Source organism: Pseudomonas sp. KU43P (genome assembly GCF_033095865.1).
Classification (GTDB): domain Bacteria; phylum Pseudomonadota; class Gammaproteobacteria; order Pseudomonadales; family Pseudomonadaceae; genus Aquipseudomonas.
Genome location: NZ_AP019365.1, coordinates 2895153 through 2913072 on the forward strand (window position 1 = coordinate 2895153; position 17920 = coordinate 2913072).

General features: G+C 65.0%; 19 protein-coding genes and 1 pseudogene. 16 read left to right on the forward strand and 4 right to left on the reverse strand.

Going from position 1 to position 17920, the window contains the following annotated elements; genetic code table 11:
* Window positions 1-247: 247 nt before the first annotated feature.
* The 16 genes and pseudogenes from paaF to KU43P_RS13175 all read left to right on the forward strand — a co-directional run bounded on the left by paaF (window position 248) and on the right by KU43P_RS13175 (window position 16131).
* Window positions 248-1021, forward strand: a complete 774-nt coding sequence (gene paaF, locus KU43P_RS13100) for a 2,3-dehydroadipyl-CoA hydratase PaaF (protein WP_317663614.1) — start codon at window positions 248-250, stop codon at window positions 1019-1021.
* Window positions 1022-1057: 36 nt separating this feature from the next.
* Window positions 1058-1849 carry a 2-(1,2-epoxy-1,2-dihydrophenyl)acetyl-CoA isomerase PaaG gene (gene paaG, locus KU43P_RS13105; RefSeq protein WP_317663616.1) on the forward strand — a complete coding sequence of 264 codons (792 nt, stop codon included), beginning with the start codon at window positions 1058-1060 and terminating at the stop codon, window positions 1847-1849.
* Between the two features lie 2 nt (window positions 1850-1851).
* Complete coding sequence (gene paaH / locus KU43P_RS13110; protein ID WP_317663618.1) at window positions 1852-3369, forward strand: 3-hydroxyacyl-CoA dehydrogenase PaaH; 1518 nt, start codon at window positions 1852-1854, stop codon at window positions 3367-3369.
* On the forward strand, window positions 3362-3817 hold the full coding sequence (gene paaI / locus KU43P_RS13115; protein ID WP_317663620.1) for a hydroxyphenylacetyl-CoA thioesterase PaaI: 456 nt from the start codon (window positions 3362-3364) through the stop codon (window positions 3815-3817). The genes paaH and paaI overlap by 8 nt, the downstream gene beginning before the upstream one ends.
* Complete coding sequence (gene pcaF / locus KU43P_RS13120; RefSeq protein WP_317663622.1) at window positions 3810-5030, forward strand: 3-oxoadipyl-CoA thiolase; 1221 nt, start codon at window positions 3810-3812, stop codon at window positions 5028-5030. The genes paaI and pcaF overlap by 8 nt, the downstream gene beginning before the upstream one ends.
* Before the next feature lie 112 nt (window positions 5031-5142).
* Window positions 5143-6462, forward strand: coding sequence for a phenylacetate--CoA ligase PaaK (paaK, locus tag KU43P_RS13125; protein ID WP_317663807.1), 1320 nt, complete (start codon window positions 5143-5145; stop codon window positions 6460-6462).
* A 262-nt stretch (window positions 6463-6724) separates the two neighbouring features.
* The gene (gene paaA / locus KU43P_RS13130; RefSeq protein ID WP_317663623.1) at window positions 6725-7714 is read left to right on the forward strand and encodes a 1,2-phenylacetyl-CoA epoxidase subunit PaaA; all 990 of its coding nucleotides are present in this window, start codon (window positions 6725-6727) and stop codon (window positions 7712-7714) included.
* Between the two features lie 25 nt (window positions 7715-7739).
* Window positions 7740-8021 carry a 1,2-phenylacetyl-CoA epoxidase subunit PaaB gene (gene paaB, locus KU43P_RS13135; RefSeq protein ID WP_008096376.1) on the forward strand — a complete coding sequence of 94 codons (282 nt, stop codon included), beginning with the start codon at window positions 7740-7742 and terminating at the stop codon, window positions 8019-8021.
* Window positions 8022-8029: 8 nt separating this feature from the next.
* On the forward strand, window positions 8030-8788 hold the full coding sequence (gene paaC / locus KU43P_RS13140) for a 1,2-phenylacetyl-CoA epoxidase subunit PaaC (RefSeq protein ID WP_317663626.1): 759 nt from the start codon (window positions 8030-8032) through the stop codon (window positions 8786-8788).
* Window positions 8775-9308, forward strand: a complete 534-nt coding sequence (gene paaD, locus KU43P_RS13145) for a 1,2-phenylacetyl-CoA epoxidase subunit PaaD (protein WP_317663628.1) — start codon at window positions 8775-8777, stop codon at window positions 9306-9308. Before paaC ends, paaD begins: the two co-directional genes overlap by 14 nt.
* 15 nt (window positions 9309-9323) lie before the next feature.
* Window positions 9324-10400, forward strand: coding sequence for a 1,2-phenylacetyl-CoA epoxidase subunit PaaE (gene paaE / locus KU43P_RS13150; RefSeq protein WP_317663630.1), 1077 nt, complete (start codon window positions 9324-9326; stop codon window positions 10398-10400).
* A 148-nt stretch (window positions 10401-10548) separates the two neighbouring features.
* Window positions 10549-10857, forward strand: a complete 309-nt coding sequence (locus tag KU43P_RS13155) for a DUF485 domain-containing protein (RefSeq protein WP_317663632.1) — start codon at window positions 10549-10551, stop codon at window positions 10855-10857.
* Window positions 10848-12416, forward strand: a pseudogene (locus tag KU43P_RS13160) (cation acetate symporter); the annotation flags it as partial. The gene KU43P_RS13155 and the pseudogene KU43P_RS13160, both read left to right, overlap by 10 nt.
* 27 nt (window positions 12417-12443) lie before the next feature.
* On the forward strand, window positions 12444-13676 hold the full coding sequence (locus KU43P_RS13165; protein ID WP_317663636.1) for an OprD family porin: 1233 nt from the start codon (window positions 12444-12446) through the stop codon (window positions 13674-13676).
* Window positions 13677-13714: 38 nt separating this feature from the next.
* Window positions 13715-15769 carry a phenylacetic acid degradation bifunctional protein PaaZ gene (paaZ, locus tag KU43P_RS13170; RefSeq protein WP_317663638.1) on the forward strand — a complete coding sequence of 685 codons (2055 nt, stop codon included), beginning with the start codon at window positions 13715-13717 and terminating at the stop codon, window positions 15767-15769.
* Window positions 15770-15960: 191 nt separating this feature from the next.
* Window positions 15961-16131 (forward strand): hypothetical protein, encoded by a 171-nt coding sequence (locus KU43P_RS13175; protein ID WP_317663639.1) that lies wholly within the window; start codon window positions 15961-15963, stop codon window positions 16129-16131.
* On the opposite strand, the gene KU43P_RS13180 is transcribed toward KU43P_RS13175, so the two are convergent.
* From KU43P_RS13180 to KU43P_RS13195, 4 genes are all read right to left on the reverse strand, one after another.
* On the reverse strand, window positions 16089-16376 hold the full coding sequence (locus tag KU43P_RS13180; RefSeq protein ID WP_317663809.1) for a DUF6555 family protein: 288 nt from the start codon (window positions 16374-16376) through the stop codon (window positions 16089-16091). The genes KU43P_RS13175 and KU43P_RS13180 overlap by 43 nt on opposite strands.
* Before the next feature lie 123 nt (window positions 16377-16499).
* The gene (locus KU43P_RS13185; RefSeq protein WP_317663640.1) at window positions 16500-16712 is read right to left on the reverse strand and encodes a general stress protein; all 213 of its coding nucleotides are present in this window, start codon (window positions 16710-16712) and stop codon (window positions 16500-16502) included.
* A gap of 166 nt (window positions 16713-16878) precedes the next feature.
* A complete protein-coding gene (locus KU43P_RS13190) occupies window positions 16879-17430 on the reverse strand; it encodes an ATP-dependent Clp protease proteolytic subunit (RefSeq protein WP_317663642.1) in 552 nt (183 codons plus the stop codon).
* Between the two features lie 21 nt (window positions 17431-17451).
* Window positions 17452-17850, reverse strand: coding sequence for a low affinity iron permease family protein (locus tag KU43P_RS13195; protein WP_317663644.1), 399 nt, complete (start codon window positions 17848-17850; stop codon window positions 17452-17454).
* Window positions 17851-17920: the final 70 nt, after the last annotated feature.

Sequence of the window (17920 nt, forward strand, 5' to 3'; positions counted from 1 at the left end):
GATCTTGTATCGTAAATACGCTTTTCGTCAAACCTTATTCATCCCGTCAATTCCGGCTTATGCAGGCGTCATCTAGGGGTATTGTAAAGACTCAAAGGATACACGAATTATGTATCGCTATTGCATTCATGTATCACATGGTGCTTATACTTGCTCCACCTGGGCACGGCCCTCCGTTGCCCCTGCAAACAATTCCAAGAAATGCCGGCCACCCGATGCGCCGTGCGAGCAGCCCGAGGACCCTCACATGCCGCGTTATCTCCACGTGCAAGCACCGGAACAGGGTGTGCGCCTGGTCATCCTGCAACGCCCCGAAGCACTCAATGCCTTGTGCACCGAGCTGCTGGCAGAGCTCGCTAGCGAACTGGACGCCGCCGAACTCGACGAACAGACTCGCGCCGTGGTCATCACCGGCAGCCGCAAGGCCTTCGCCGCCGGCGCCGACATCGGCGAGATGGCCGAGCGCGACTTGGTCGGCATCCTCAATGACCCCCGCGTTGGCCATTGGCAGCGCATCGGCGCGTTTTCCAAACCGCTGATCGCGGCCGTCAACGGCTACGCCCTGGGCGGTGGCTGCGAACTGGTGATGTGCGCCGACATCGTCATCGCCGGCGATGACGCCCGTTTCGGCCAGCCGGAAATCAACCTGGGCATCATCCCCGGCGCCGGTGGCACCCAGCGCCTGCTGCGCGCGGTGGGCAAGCCGCTGGCGATGCAGATGGTACTGACCGGTGAAGCCATCAGCGCCCGGCATGCCTTGCAGGCCGGCCTGGTCAGCGAGATCACCCAGCCAGAGCTGACCGTCGAGCGCGCCCTGCAGGTGGCCCGCAGCATCGCCGCCAAAGCACCGCTGGCGGTGCGCCTGGCCAAGGAAGCGCTGCTCAAGGCGGGCGACACCGACCTTGCCAGCGGCCTGCGCTTCGAGCGCCACGCTTTCACCCTGCTGGCCGGCACCGCCGACCGCAACGAGGGCATCCGCGCCTTCCAGGAAAAACGCCCGGCCCAGTTCAAAGGCCGTTGACCAGCCCTTTCCATTGCCTGACGGAGCGAGTCTCAGATGACTTTCGAGCACATCCTGTTTTCCATCGAGGACGGCGTCGCCCTCCTCTCGCTGAACCGGCCCGAGCAGCTGAACAGCTTCAACACCAAAATGCACCTGGAGGTGCGCGAAGCCCTCAAGCAGGTGCGCCACAGCGACCAGGTGCGGGTGCTGCTGCTGACCGCCGAGGGCCGCGGCTTCTGCGCAGGCCAGGACCTGTCCGACCGCAATGTGGCACCCGGCGCCGAGATGCCTGACCTGGGTGAATCCATCGAGCGCTTCTACAACCCGTTGGTGCGTACCCTGCGCGACCTGCCGCTGCCGGTCATCTGCGCCGTCAACGGCGTGGCCGCCGGTGCCGGTGCCAACCTGCCGCTGGCCTGCGATTTGGTGCTGGCGGCGCGTTCGGCCAGTTTCATCCAGGCGTTCTGCAAGATCGGCCTGGTGCCGGATTCGGGCGGTACCTGGTTGCTGCCGCGGCTGGTCGGCATGGCCCGGGCCAAGGCGCTGGCGATGCTCGGCGAGCGCCTGAGCGCAGAACAGGCCGAGCGCTGGGGGCTGATCCACCGGGTGGTCGACGACGCCGCGCTGCGTGACGAAGCCCTGGCAATGGCACGCCACTTGGCCAGCCAGCCGACCTACGGCCTGGCGCTGATCAAGCGCAGCCTGAACGCCAGCTTCGATAACAGTTTCGACCAGCAGCTGGAGCTTGAGCGTGATCTGCAACGCCTGGCCGGACGCAGCGAAGACTACCGTGAGGGCGTCAACGCCTTCATGAACAAGCGCACACCTGAATTCAAGGGGCGTTGAGCATGCACGCACTGGACACTCATGCCCTGGTGGCGGTGATCGGCGCTGGGGCCATGGGCGCCGGCATCGCCCAGGTCGCAGCCCAGGCCGGGCACCCGGTCAAGCTCTACGACAACCGCCCCGGTGCAGCAGCCCAGGCCGTGGCAGGCATCGACCAGCAACTCGGGCGCCTGGTGGAAAAAGGCAAGCTGCAGGCCGAGACCCGGCTCGCCATCGTCGCCCGCCTGCAGCCGGTCGAGGCGATCGAGACCCTCGCCGATGCGCGGCTGGTGATCGAGGCCATCGTCGAGAACCTGCAGGTCAAGCAAGGGCTGCTGCGTCAGCTCGAAGACCTGTGCGCGCCAGGCTGCATCCTCGCCAGCAACACCTCGTCGCTGTCCATCACCAGCCTTGCCGCTGGCCTGAAGCGGCCCGAGCAGGTGGTTGGCATGCATTTTTTCAACCCGGCGCCTTTGATGGCACTGGTAGAAGTCGTCTGCGGCCTGGCCACCGACCCCGCCATCGCCGCCAGCGTGTACGAAACGGCCAAGGCCTGGGGCAAGCAGCCTGTACATGCCCGCTCTACCCCTGGCTTCATCGTCAACCGCGTGGCCCGGCCGTTTTACGCCGAAAGCCTACGCCTGCTGCAGGAAGGTGCGGCGGACTGCGCGACGCTGGATGCCCTGCTGCGCGACGCCGGTGGTTTCCGCATGGGAGCCTTCGAGCTCACCGACCTGATCGGCCACGACGTCAACTACGCCGTCACCTGCTCGGTGTTCGAGGCCTTCTATGGCGACTTCCGCTTCCAGCCCTCGCTGGTGCAGAAGGAGTTGGTCGATGCCGGGCGCCTCGGGCGCAAGAGCGGCCAAGGTTTCTACAGCTATGCCGAGGGCGCGCAACGCCCTCAGCCGGCTGCGCTGCACAGCCCGCTGACGGTCGAGCACTGCGTGGTCGAAGGTGATCTGGGCGTCATGAAACCGCTGGTCGAGCGCTTGCGTGGCAGCGGTTCGAGCATCGTCCAGCGTGACGGCCGCGGCCTGATCCGAGTCGGCGAGGCCACCCTGGCGCTGTCCGATGGCCGCTTGGCCAGCCAACGCGCCCGTGAAGACGGCCTGCGCAACCTGGTACTGGTCGACCTCGCCCTGGATTACCGCAGCGCCTCGCGCATCGCCATCACCTGGTCGGCCGACACCACGGCCGAGGCTCGCGACCAGGCCGTGGCGTTGCTGCAGCGCGCCGGCCTGCAGGTCGCGGCCGTGGCCGACCTGCCTGGTCTGGTGGTGCTGCGTACCGTGGCCATGCTCGCCAACGAAGCCGCCGACGCCGTGCTGCAAGGCGTCGGCAGCGCGGCCGACATCGACCTGGCCATGCGCGCCGGGGTCAATTACCCCCGCGGCCCGCTGGCCTGGGCCGAGCAGATCGGCCTGGGCTACACCCTGCGCGTGCTGGACAACCTGCAGCGCAGCTACGGCGAAAGCCGCTACCGCCCCTCCCTGCTGCTGCGCCGCATCGATGCCCAAGGAGCTCGCCTGCATGACTGACCTGCACCGCACCCCCGACCAACTGGCCCAGGCCTGCGCCGACGCCATGCTTTCCCGCGACCAGGCTTCCCAGGGCCTGGGCATCAGCCTCGTCAATGCCGGCGCCGGCCGTGCCTGCCTGCGCATGCCGGTGCGCGCCGACATGATCCAGGGCCACGGCACCTGCCACGGCGGCTACCTCTTCGCCCTGGCCGACTCGGCCTTCGCTTTCGCCTGCAACAGCTATGACGAAGCCACCGTCGCCCTGGGCTGCAGCATCGATTACGTCGCCCCGGCGCTGCGCGGCGACCTGCTCACCGCCACGGCCAGCGAACAGGCGCGCAAGGGGCGCACCGGGCTGTACGACGTGCGCATCGAAAACCAGCGTGGCGAGCTGATCGCCCTGTTCCATGGCAAATCCTACAAAGTGCGCGGCACGGTGCTTGCGCAGGAGAACCAAGATGACTGAACACACCCTGTCCGAGGCGCTGATCATCGACGCCGTGCGCACACCCATCGGCCGTTACGGCGGTGCCTTGAGCCGCGTGCGCGCCGACGACCTGGCCGCCGTGCCGATCAAGGCACTGGTCGAACGCCACCCGGAACTGGACTGGCAAGCCATCGACGATGTGATCCTCGGCTGCGCCAATCAGGCCGGTGAAGACAACCGCAACGTCGCCCGCATGGCGGCGCTGCTGGCCGGGCTGCCGATCAGCGTGCCGGGCACCACCCTCAACCGCCTGTGCGGCTCGGGCATGGACGCCATCGGCAATGCCGCCCGCGCCCTGCGCTGCGGCGAGGCCGGCCTGATGCTGGCAGGCGGTGTCGAGTCGATGTCGCGCGCGCCGTTCGTCATGGGCAAGTCCGAACAGGCCTTCGGGCGCAGCGCCGAGCTGTTCGACACCACCATCGGCTGGCGTTTCGTCAACACGCTGATGAAGGCCGAGCACGGCATCGACTCGATGCCGGAAACGGCGGAAAACGTCGCCGAACAGTTCGAGATTTCCCGCGCCGACCAAGATGCCTTCGCCCTGCACAGCCAGCACAAGGCTGCAGCTGCCCAGGCTCGCGGCCGCCTGGCACGGGAGATCGTGCCGGTGGAGATTGCCCAGCGCAAAGGCCCGGCCTTGCGTGTGGAGCAGGACGAGCACCCGCGTGCCGACACCACGATCGAGCAACTGGCCAAGCTCGGCACGCCGTTCCGCCAGGGCGGAAGCGTCACTGCCGGCAATGCCTCGGGCGTCAACGATGGTGCCTGTGCTCTGCTGCTGGCCAGCAGCGAAGCCGCCCGTCGCCATGGCCTCAAACCACGCGGGCGGATCGTCGGCATGGCCGTGGCCGGAGTCGAGCCGCGCATCATGGGCATCGGCCCGGTGCCGGCGACCCGCAAGGTGCTGGCCCTGACCGGCCTGTCGCTGGACGACATGGACGTGATCGAACTCAACGAAGCCTTCGCCGCCCAGGGCCTGGCCGTGCTGCGCGAGCTGGGGTTGCAAGACGATGACCCGCGGGTCAACCCCAATGGCGGCGCCATCGCCCTCGGCCACCCGCTGGGCATGAGCGGTGCACGGTTGATCACCACAGCCCTGCACGAACTGGAAGAAACCGCCGGACGCTACGCCCTGTGCACCATGTGCATCGGTGTTGGCCAAGGCATTGCCATGGTCATCGAACGTCTCTGACCAATGGCTTGTTACTGAACGCGACGCCGCCGGTTATGCTGCGTCCATGACACTCACGGCCCTGCTGCCTGCACGGCAGGCGCCGGTCTACAAGAACAATTCGAGTGATGCCATGAACATGTACCATGAAGCCGATCGTGCCCTGCTGGACCCGATGGAAACCGCCAGTGTAGATGCACTGCGCCAGCACCAGCTGGAGCGTTTGCGCTGGAGCTTGAAGCACGCCTACGACAACGTGCCGCTGTATCGCAAGCGTTTCGACGAAAGCGGTGCCCACCCCGACGACCTGAAATCACTCGACGACCTGGCGAAGTTCCCCTTCACCGGCAAGAACGACCTGCGCGACAACTACCCCTACGGCATGTTCGCCGTGCCGCAGCAGGAGGTCGTGCGGCTGCATGCCTCCAGCGGCACCACCGGAAAGCCGACCGTGGTCGGCTACACCCAGAACGACATCGACACCTGGGCCAACGTGGTTGCCCGCTCGATCCGCGCCGCTGGCGGCCGCAAGGGCGACAAGGTGCACGTGTCCTACGGCTACGGCCTGTTCACCGGTGGCCTGGGCGCCCACTACGGGGCCGAGCGCCTGGGCTGCACGGTGATCCCGATGTCCGGCGGCCAGACCGAGAAGCAGGTGCAGCTGATTCGCGACTTCCAGCCTGACATCATCATGGTCACGCCGTCGTACATGCTCAACCTGGCCGATGAAATCGAACGCCAGGGCATCGATCCGAACGACCTCAAGCTGCGCCTGGGGATCTTCGGTGCCGAGCCGTGGACGGATGAGCTGCGCCGTTCCATCGAGCAGCGCCTGGGCATCGATGCCCTGGACATCTACGGCCTGTCGGAAATCATGGGCCCGGGCGTGGCCATGGAGTGCATCGAGACCAAGGATGGCCCGACCATCTGGGAAGACCACTTCTACCCCGAAATCATTGACCCGGTGACCGGCGCGGTGCTGCCTGACGGCCAGCTTGGCGAGCTGGTATTCACCTCGCTGAGCAAGGAGGCGCTGCCGATGGTGCGCTACCGCACCCGCGACCTGACCCGTCTGCTGCCGGGCACGGCGCGGCCGATGCGGCGTATCGGCAAGATCACCGGGCGCAGCGATGACATGCTGATCATTCGCGGCGTCAACGTGTTCCCGACCCAGATCGAGGAGCAGGTGCTCAAAATAAAACAGCTTTCAGAGCTTTATGAGATTCATCTGTATCGCAATGGAAACTTGGACAGTGTCGAGGTGCATGTGGAACTGCGCGCCGAATGCCAGCACCTGGACGAAGGCCAGCGCAAGCTGATCGCGGGTGAATTGTCCAAGCAGATCAAGACGTACATCGGCATCAGCACCCTGGTGCAGCTGCAGCCTTGCGGGACGCTCAAGCGCTCCGAGGGCAAGGCGTGCCACGTGTTCGACAAACGGTTGGCCGGCTGATTCATCAGCTGCCTTTTGTGCCCCGGCCTGGTCCGGGGCTTTTTTTGTCCAAGAGAAAGTCGGGGGCGCTGTGCGCCCCGATCGCTGGCAAGCCAGCTCCCACAAAACTGCCGGTGTAGGAGCCGGCTTGCCGGCGATTGGGCTGCGCAGCGGCCCCTTGCCATGCGAAGCGATACAAAAACTTATCTGATACACATAAAACTGTTTGACGTTGTGTTTTGTATCGCTTACAAATGACTCATGCCTTCGCAGGAGTCGGAACATGTACGCACAGCTAGTGGAAACCGGAGTCAAACGCGTCAAGTCGCTGGAGGAGATGTCGCCCGAAGAGCGCAACTTCCAGGAAAAGATCGACGCCGAAATCAAGATCGAAGCCAAGAACTGGATGCCCGAGGCCTACCGCCAGACCCTGATCCGGCAGATCTCCCAGCACGCCCACTCGGAAATCGTCGGCATGCTCCCCGAAGGCAACTGGGTCACCCGCGCCCCGAGCCTCAAGCGCAAGCTGCAACTGATGGCCAAGATCCAGGACGAGGCGGGTCATGGCTTGTACCTGTACAGCGCCATGGAAACCCTCGGCGCCGACCGCGACGAAGAGATCGCCAAGCTGCACAGCGGCAAGGCCAAGTATTCGAGCATCTTCAACTACCCGACCCTGAGCTGGGCCGACATGGGCGCGGTGGGCTGGCTGGTGGACGGCGCTGCGATCGTCAACCAGGTGGTGCTGCAGCGCACCTCCTACGGCCCCTACTCCCGCGCCATGATCCGTATCTGCAAGGAAGAGAGCTTCCACCAGCGCCAGGGCTACGAGCTGCTGCTGACCCTGATGCGCGAGGGTACCCAGGCGCAGAAGGACATGGTCCAGGACGCCATCAACCGCCTGTGGTGGCCGGCCCTGATGATGTTCGGCCCCAGCGACGAACACTCGCCCAACAGCGCCCAGTCCATGGCCTGGAAGATCAAGCGCCAGACCAACGACGAACTGCGCCAGCGCTTCATCGACCAGACCGTGCCGCAGCTCGAGCTGCTCGGCTGCACCGCCCCCGACCCGGACCTCAAATGGAACGAAGCCCGCGGCCACTACGACTTCGGCGAGATCCAGTGGGAAGAGTTCTACGAAGTGATCAAGGGCAACGGCCCCTGCAACCAGGAGCGCGTCGCCACCCGGCGCAAGGCCATCGAGGATGGCGCTTGGGTGCGCGAAGCGGCCGTGGCCTACGCGCACAAGCAACAGAACAAGAACGCCGCCTGAGCGGCGATTGATGCGGAGATTGAAAATGTCTGTCTGGACCCTCTACGAAGTGTTCGTGCGCAGCAAGCACGGCCTTAACCACAAGCATGTCGGCAGCGTACATGCCGCCGACGCCGCCATGGCCATCGAGAACGCCCGCGAGCTGTACACCCGCCGCAGCGAAGGCGTGAGCCTTTGGGTGGTGCCATCGGCACTGATCACCGCCTCCTCGCCTGACGAGAAAGACCCGCTGTTCGTACCTTCGGACGACAAGGTCTACCGCCACGCCAGCTTCTACGAACTGCCCGACGAAGTCGGGCACATGTGAGGTTGGCCATGCACAAACACGCTCTCATCCCCTACCTGCTGCTGCTCGGCGACAGCGCCCTGATCCAGGGCCAGCGGCTGTGTGAATGGTGCGGCCATGCGCCAGCACTGGAAGAAGAACTGGCCCTGATGAATGTCGGCCTGGACCTGGTCGGCCAGGCCCGCAACTGGCTGGAATACGCCGCCGAACTGCAAGCTGACGGCCGCGACGCCGATGCCCTGGCGTTTCGCCGCGACGAGCGGGCGTTTCGCAACCTGCTGCTGGTCGAGCAACCCAACGGCGATTTCGCCGTGACCATGGCCAAGCAGTTCTTCTACGACGCCTGGCACCATGCCGTGCTGCAGCGCCTGGTCGAGTCCAGCGACGAACGTGTCGCCGGTATCGCTGCCAAGGCGCTGAAGGAAGTGACCTACCACCTGCGCCGCTCCGGCGAGTGGGTACAGCGCCTGGGCGGCGGTACCGACGAAAGCCGCCGACGCATGCTCGAAGCCATCCCGGCCCTGTGGCGTTTCACCGTGGAGCTGACCGCCGGCAGCGACAGCGAAGTGGCCTTGGCCGAAGCCGGTATCGCTGCTGATCCGGCGCAGGTCGGCGCCGCCTGGCTGCAACAGGTCAGCAGCCTGTTCGCCACTGTCGAACTACCGCTGCCAAAAGCCGCCAGCCACTTCTACCTCAGTGGTCGCCAAGGCCTGCACACCGAGCACCTGGGGCTGTTGCTGGCCGAGATGCAGTTCCTGCCAAGGGCCTACCCCGATGCAACCTGGTGAGCTGATCGTCGGTGATCGGGGCGCCCGTGCGCCCCGTGGCGACGACCTGGCCCGTGCCTGGGAAGTGCTGGGCCAGGTCATGGACCCGGAAGTGCCGGTGGTCAGCGTGGTCGACCTGGGGATCGTGCGTGACCTGGGATGGCGCGCCGGGCACCTGCACCTGGTGGTCACCCCGACCTACTCCGGTTGCCCCGCCACCGAAGTGATCGAGGGCGATATCCGCCAGGCGCTGGAGCAGGCCGGCTTCGCCGAACCGGACCTCGAGCGCCGGCTGACCCCGGCCTGGAGCACCGACTGGATCAGCGACCTGGGCCGCGAACGCCTGCTGGCCTATGGCATCGCCCCGCCGCAAGGCAGCGCCAGCAAGCGCAGCCTGCTCGGCGAGGCGCCGCAGGTGTGCTGCCCGCAGTGTGCCAGCGCCAATACCGAACTGCTCAGCCAGTTCGGCTCCACGGCCTGCAAGGCGCTGTACCGCTGCCGCGAGTGCCTGGAGCCGTTCGACTATTTCAAATGCATTTGAGCCGTGGAGAACCCCATGAGCCAGTTTCACAGCCTGACCATCAAGCAAGTGCGTCCCGAAACCCGTGACGCGGTATCGATTGCCTTCGACGTGCCCGCGCACCTCGAAGAAGCCTTCCGCTTCACCCAGGGCCAGTACCTGGTGATGCGCACCCAGCTGGACAACGAAGAAGTGCGCCGCTCCTACTCCATCTGCAGTGCGGTGCAGGACGGCGAACTGCGCGTGGCGGTGAAGCGTGTGCCAGGCGGGCGTTTTTCCGCCTTCGCCAACGAAGTGCTCAAGGCCGGCCAGCAACTGGACGTGATGCCGCCGAGCGGCAGCTTCCACGTGCCGCTGGACCCTGTACGCCAGGGCAACTACCTGGGCGTGGCAGCCGGCAGTGGCATTACGCCGATCCTGTCGATCATCGCCACCACATTGGCCAGCGAGCCGCACAGCCGCTTCACCCTGCTGTACGGCAACCGTTCCAGCTCCGGCGCGTTGTTCCGCGACAAGCTCGAAGACCTGAAGAACCGCTACCTCGACCGCCTGAACCTGATCTTCGTGTTCAGCCGCGAGCAGCAGGACGTTGACCTGTACAACGGCCGCATCGATGCCGACAAGTGCGGCCAGTTGTTCTCCCGCTGGATGGACGTGGGCAGCCTCGACGCAGCGTTCATCTGCGGCCCGCAAGCCATGACCGAAACCGTGCGCGACAGCCTGCAGGCCAACGGCATGGCCAAGGAGCGCATCCACTTCGAACTGTTCGCCGCCGCGGGCAGCGAAGCCCGCCGTGAAGCGCGCGAGGCGGCGCGCCAGGTGGACTCGGCGCTCAGCCACATCACCGTGATCAGCGACGGCCGGGCGCTGAGCTTCGACCTGCCGCGCAACACCCAGAACGTGCTGGACGCTGGCAATGCCATCGGCGCCGAGCTGCCCTATTCGTGCAAGGCCGGCGTGTGCTCGACCTGCAAGTGCCGGGTGATCGAAGGCGAGGTGGAGATGGACAGCAACCATGCGCTGGAGGACTACGAAGTGGCGGCCGGGTATGTGCTGTCGTGCCAGACCTACCCGGTGAGCGACAAGGTCGTTCTCGATTTCGACCAGCTCTGAAACCGAGTCGCCTGCATCGCCGGCAAGCCGGCTCCCACAGATCCCCCCGCTTGTGGGAGCCGGCTTGCCGGCGATAGGGCCCTGAGCAACACCGCAACACCCGCGTGACCTCAAAAAAAACAATTACAACACCCAGAGATCGCTTGCCATGACCCCCGAGCACATCGAAAGCATCACCAACCACCCCGACTTCCAGCACCTGGTGCGGCGCAAACGCCGCCTCAACGGTGGCCTGACCCTGGCCATGCTGGCGATCTACTACGGCTTCGTCCTGCTGGTGGCCTTCTCCCCCAGCACCCTCGGCCAGTCCCTGAACGGCGGGGTGACCACCGTCGGCATGCTGGTCGGCGTGCTCATGGTGCTGTTGTCGTTCGCCCTCACCGGTATCTACGTCCATCGTGCCAACAATGTGCTCGACCCGCTCAACGACAAGGTCAAGCAGGAGTGCGCACAATGAACTGGACTGCCATCTCGATGTTCATGGTGTTCGTCTGCTTCACCTTGCTGGTGACCCGCTGGGCGGCCCTGCGCACCCGTTCGGCCGCCGACTTCTACACCGCAGGCGGCGGCCTGACCGGCATGCAGAACGGCCTGGCAATCGCCGGTGACATGATCAGTGCGGCGTCTTTCCTGGGCATTTCCGCGATGATGTTCATGAACGGCTATGACGGCCTGCTGTATGCCCTGGGGGTACTGGCCGGCTGGCCGATCATCCTGTTCCTGATCGCCGAGCGCCTGCGCAACCTGGGCAAGTACACGTTCGCCGACGTGGTTTCCTACCGCCTGGCGCAAACCCCGGTACGCCTGAGCTCGGCGTTCGGTACCTTGGCCGTGGCGCTGATGTACCTGGTGGCCCAGATGGTCGGTGCCGGCAAGCTGATCGAACTGCTGTTCGGCATCAGCTACCTGTACGCAGTGATGCTGGTTGGCGTGCTGATGGTCGCCTATGTCACCTTCGGCGGCATGCTCGCCACCACCTGGGTACAGATCATCAAGGCCGTGATGCTGCTGTCGGGCACCAGTTTCATGGCCTTCATGGTGCTCAAGCACTTCGGTTTCAGCACCGAAGCGATGTTCGCCAATGCCGTGGCCGTGCATGCCAAGGGCCAGGCGATCATGGCACCGGGCGGGCTGCTGTCGAACCCGGTGGATGCGATCTCGCTGGGCTTGGGCATGATGTTCGGCACCGCCGGCCTGCCACATATCCTGATGCGCTTCTTCACCGTCAGCGACGCCAAGGAAGCGCGCAAGAGCGTGTTCTATGCCACCGGTTTCATCGGCTACTTCTACCTGCTGCTGATCGTGATCGGCTTCGGCGCCATCGTCATGGTCGGTACCGAGCCTGCCTACCGCGATGCCGCTGGCGCGATCATCGGTGGTGGCAACATGGTCGCCGTGCACCTGGCCCAAGCGGTGGGTGGCAACCTGTTCCTCGGTTTCATCTCCGCCGTGGCCTTCGCCACCATCCTGGCGGTGGTCGCGGGCCTGGCGCTGTCGGGCGCTTCGGCCGTGTCCCACGACCTGTATGCCTGCGTGGTGCGCAAAGGCCAGGCCAGCGAACAGGAAGAAATGCGCGTGTCGCGCATCGCCACCCTGGTGATCGGCATGCTCGCGGTGGTGCTGGGCCTGGTGTTCGAGTCGCAGAACATTGCCTTCCTCTCCGGCCTGGTACTGGCCGTGGCCGCGTCGGTCAACTTCCCGGTGCTGGTGCTCTCGATGTTCTGGAAGGGCCTGACCACCCGTGGCGCGGTAATCGGCAGCATGGCCGGCCTGGTGTCGGCGATCGTGCTGGTGGTGCTGAGCCCGGCGGTGTGGGTCAACGTGCTGCACCATGAGCAGGCGTTGTTCCCCTACAGCAACCCTGCCCTGTTCTCCATGAGCCTGGCATTCCTCGGCGCCTGGGTGTTCTCGGTCACCGATAGCTCCGAGCGCGCCCGAGAAGAGCGTGGCCGCTACCTGGCCCAGTTCATCCGCTCCATGACCGGTATCGGCGCCGCCGGCGCCAGCAAGCACTGAATAATGACAATGTCGGGTATAACAACAATGAACCGCATGCACCTGAAATCTGCCGCCTGGATGGCGACCCTGGCCCTGCCCTTGCCGGCTTCGGCCGACTTCATCGGCGACAGCCACGCACGGCTGGACCTGCGCAACCACTACATCAACCGCGACTTCCGCCAGAGCAACGCGCCCCAGGCCAAGGCCGAAGAATGGGGCCAGGGCTTCACCGCACGGCTCGAGTCCGGCTTTACCGAGGGACCGGTGGGGGTTGGCCTGGATGCCATGGGCCAGCTCGGCATCAAACTTGACTCCAGCCGCGATCGGCGCAACACCGGGCTGCTGCCCTTCGGGCCGAACAGCCATGAGCCGGTGGACGACTACAGCGAGCTGGGCCTGACCGGCAAGGTGCGCGTGTCCAAGAGCACCCTGCGCATGGGCACCTTGCAGCCGATGCTGCCGGTAGTGATGTACAACGACACTCGCCTGTTGTCCTCGACCTTCCAGGGTGGCCAGCTCACCAGCCAGGACCTGGGCAACCTCACCGTCAACGCCGGGCGCCTGAGCAAGGTCAACCTGCGCGATTCGTCCGGGCGCGACGACATGGGCTACGGCGCCGCCACCAGCGACCACCTGGACTTCGGCGGCGGCACCTACGCCCTCACCCCGCAGACCAGCGTCAGCTACTACTACGCCAAGCTCGAAGATATCTACCGCCAGCAGTTCGTCGGCCTGGTCGATACCCGCCCCCTGGGCGAAGGCCTGAGCCTGCGCAGCGATCTGCGCTACTTCGACAGCCGCAACGACGGTGCCGAACGCGCCGGCAACATCGACAACCAAAACTTCAACGCCATGTTCACGCTCGGGGTGAAGGCCCACAAGTTCACCGCCACCTGGCAACAGATGTCCGGCGACAGCGCCTTCCCGTTCGTCAATGGCGGCGACCCGTTCACCGTCAACCTGGTGACCTACAACACCTTCACCCGCGCCGGGCTCGACTCCTGGCAGCTGCGCTACGACTACGACTTCGTCGCGCTGGGCATCCCTGGCCTGAGCTTCATGACCCGCTACACCGATGGCCGCCACGCCGAAACCGCCACGCTCAGCAATGGCCGCGAGCGCGAGCGCGACACCGACCTGACCTATGTGATTCAGAGCGGCCCGTTCAAGGACGTGAGCCTGCGCTGGCGCAACGTCACCTTCCGTTCCGGCAACGGCCTGACCAATGCCGTGGACGAAAACCGCCTGATCATCGGCTACACCCTGGCGCTGTGGTAACAGCGCCCTCCCACCTTTTGAACAGCATGGAGAACAGCATGTCTGACGCCCCAACCCTGCAGAGCTTCATCGCCGGCCGCTGGATCGGCCAACACGGCGCCCAGGCCCTGCGCAGTGCCCTGAACGGCAATGTCCTGGCCTACAGCCACGAAGAGCGCCCGGATTTCGCCGAAGCCGTGGACTTTGCCCGTGCACGCGGCCTGGCCTCACTGATGGCGATGGACTTCCAGCAGCGCGCCGCGCGCCTGAAGGCCCTGGCCCTGTACCTGGCCGAGCGCAAGGAGCAGCTCTACGCCCTGTCCCACCACAGCGGGGCCACGCGCGCCGACAGCTGGATCGACATCGAAGGCGGCAACGCCACGCTGTTCTCCTACGCCGGCATCGGCACCCGTGAACTGCCCTCGGGTAACCTCGTGCACGAAGGCCCGGCGATCCCGCTGGGCAAGCAAGGCCATTTCGCCGGTAGCCACATCCTGGTGCCGCGTGCCGGCGTCGCCGTGCACATCAACGCCTTCAACTTCCCGATCTGGGGCATGCTGGAGAAGTTCGCACCGACCTTCCTGGCGGGCATGCCGTGCATCGTCAAGCCTGCGACCTCGACCAGCTACCTGACCGAAGCCGTGGTGCGTTTGATGAATGCCTCGGGCCTCTTGCCCGAAGGCAGCCTGCAGCTGGTGATCGGCAGCACTGGCGACCTGCTCGACCGCCTGCAGGGCCAGGACGTAGTGACCTTCACCGGCTCCGCCGATACCGCCGCGAAGCTGCGCGTCACGCCCAACCTGATCCGCAACTCGGTGCCGTTCACCGCCGAGGCCGACTCGCTCAACTGCGCCATCCTTGGCCCGGATGTCACCCCGGACAGCGAAGAGTTCGAGCTGTACATCAAGGAAGTGGTGCGTGAAATGACCACCAAGGCTGGGCAGAAGTGCACCGCCATCCGTCGCGCCATCGTCCCGGCCAAGCACCTGGACGCTGTCGCTACGCGCCTGCGCGAGCGTTTGAGCAAGGTGGTGGTCGGCGACCCGTCGGTGGAAGGTGTGCGCATGGGCGCCCTGGCCTCCCATGACCAGCAGCGTGACGTGGCTGAGCGCGTGCAGAGCCTGCTGCAGAGCTGCGACCAGGTCTTCGGCGCCAGCGATGGCTTCACCCCGCGTGGCGAGGGCGTTGCCGAAGGTGCGTTCTTCGCCCCGACCCTGTTGCAAGCCCGTGACCCACACGCCGAGGGCGGCGCTCACGATATCGAAGCGTTCGGCCCGGTCAGCACGCTGATGGCCTACGACGACCTGGATGAAGCCCTGGCCCTGGCCGCGCGCGGCAAAGGCAGCCTGGTCGCCTCGCTGGTAACCGCCGACCGCGCCGTGGCTGCCAAGGCCATCCCGGTCGCCGCTGCCTGGCACGGTCGCCTGCTGGTGCTGGACAGCGAAGCCGCCAAGGAGTCCACCGGCCACGGCTCGCCGCTGCCGCAACTCAAGCACGGTGGCCCTGGCCGCGCCGGTGGCGGCGAAGAGCTGGGCGGCCTGCGAGCGGTCAAACATTACCTGCAACGTGCCGCCGTGCAGGGTTCGCCGAGCATGCTCAGCGCTGTTACCGGTGAATACGTGCGTGGTGCCGAAGTGATCGAGACCGAGGTTCACCCGTTCCGCCGCTACTTCGAGGAGCTGCGCATCGGCGAGTCGCTGCTGACCCACCGCCGTACGGTGACCGAAGCCGACCTGGTCAACTTCGGCTGCCTGTCGGGGGACCACTTCTACATGCACTTCGACGAGATCGCGGCCAAGCAATCGCAGTTCGGCAAGCGGATCGCCCATGGTTACTTCGTGCTGTCGGCGGCGGCCGGGCTGTTCGTGTCCCCCGGTGAAGGGCCGGTGCTGGCCAACTACGGGCTGGATACCTTGCGCTTCATCAACCCGGTGGGTATTGGCGACACCATCCAGGCGCGCCTGACCTGCAAGCGCAAGATCGACCAGGGCAAGACCAGCCCGCTCGGGCAGCCGCAAGGTGTGGTGGCGTGGGATGTGGAGGTGACCAACCAGTTGGGCGAGCTGGTGGCTAGCTATGACATCTTGACCTTGGTGCTCAAGCGGGAAGGTTGAGGCTGGGATGGCCCTATCGCCGGCAAGCCGGCTCCCACAGGGAGAGCCACTGCCTAGATCTCTGTGGGAGCCGGCTTGCCGGCGATAGGCGCGACACCGACCCATACCATCGGTCGGTGTCGCCCCCTCAAAAAATGAGCGTCCCCGGCCCTTATGCACTCCAACGTGCATCTGAACCCGAGGAAACTGTCATGAACACGCTACTGCGAATGGGCGGCGGCAACGCCCAGGATGACTGGCCCGACCTGGACCCGGAAAAACGCAACGACCGCGCCGACGACCCTGATACCGATCCGAACGTCGCCGACGACGACCAGAATCAGCCCGGCGTTCCGGCCAGCGACCCCGAATCAGGCGCCTGAGAGGCCGATGCAGGCCGGTCGCCCGACACACGCCAGCTAACGTGTGTGATGCCGTAGCGCTCGGCCATCGGCCTGCTCACCTTCTTGATCTTTTCCCGCCCGAACTTGGGAATAATGCCAATCCCCGCGTCGCAGCTCGCCCAATGCCACGCCTCGGCATTGTCGAGCCGGTCCAGGCGAATGATGAAACTGCGCGGTTCGCCGTGCAGTTGGTAATCGATGATGTACAGCTGGGGATTAGGCATCACGGGGCCCTCCTGTTCTCCATGGATGACCTTTTCATTGAGTAATGCCTTTCGGAAAAGATTCAAAAAATTGTCGAACAATGTGCTTCGAGCGAGGCCCGCAGGCCTCGCCCTACCGGTCGTTCACTGCGGTTGACGCCCACCACCGTGGCTGTTCTGCCCGCCCTTGCGGCCCGCTTCGGCTGCCCGCTCACGGTCGTTGGCGAAATTACCCCCCGAGGCCTGACCGCCCTTGTGGCCTGCACGGGCCGCCCGTTCGCGGTCGTTGGCGAAGTTGCCGGGGTTGGTTTCCTTGGTACCGCCACGTTGTCCGGTCCGCTGTTGATCACGTGCCATGTCGTATCTCCTTGCGCTGCAATGGGTTGGGCGCATGAAACTTTGCCCATGCCTAATTTCCGAACCGGCCAGGCGCGCATCTGCTCAATCGAATTGCCGAAGGCTGACCGGCGGCACCAAACGCCGCCAAGGCAAATGCTTGCGCGCAGGTGTTCAGGCAAACACGCTACGCATGCACGCTCCACTGGTTGATCTCGGCCTCGATGGGCATTTCATCGATGGCATGGATCATTCCGCTGTCCAGCGCCTCCTTGGGCCCCAAGATGCGCGGGTACGCCATCAGGTAACGCGCCACGTCCAGCACCTCGCTGCTGCCCGCGGTGCGTTCCGCCACGATCTGGGCGTACAGGCGCAAGTCATAGTCCAGGCTCATCGCATATTCGGCCATGCGCGCATGGTCAACCGAGCCGTGCAGCGTCCAGTGGAACGGGTGAAACAGAAACTTGCTGTAGGCACAGGCAGTGCGGTGCTCGCCGGCGAGAAACAGGATGTTGCCCATGGACTCGACGGTTCCCAGGTTATGGGTATGCAGCGGCACCGGCAGCGTACGCAGGAAGTTGTACAGGGTGAAACCGTAGCTGCACTCCCCGCCCATGGTGGCGATGTTCAGCTGCAGCAGGTCGGCGCCCTGCTGCAGCGCTTTGGAGCAGGTATTGATCAGGTTGCCGCAGGTGGATGAATTGATCGGGCCGGTAAAGTGGATGATGTGTCTGGCCATGCTTGCCTCCGGAGTGGCGAATCATTCCTTAGCGTCGCGTGCGTCGTCCTTGCCTGACGTTTGCCCATCGTCGCCGTGCTCGCCCATCAGTTGGTATTGCTTGCGCAAGGCGTGCAGCTGCGCCGGGTCCATGTCTTCCAGGTCGAGCAGTGCCTTGTGCGCTCGGCGGGTGGTACGCAGCAGTTCGTCGATCTTGATGTGCAGTTCGTCATTGTCGCGGTTCTGGGTGTTCTGGATCAGGAACACCATCAGGAAAGTGATGATGGTGGTCGAAGTGTTGATCACCAGTTGCCAGGTGTCGTTGAAGTCGAACAGCGGCCCGCTGACGCCCCAGACCAGGATCAACAGCAGCGCGACACCGAAGGACAGCGGGCGCCCTGTCCAGTTGGCCAACCATTGGGCAAAACGGTCGAATTTCATGCCAACGGTCCTCACCTGGCTTCGTCCTTCGGTGGAAACGCACGCCGCGGCAAAGTTCCCTTGCCTTCGC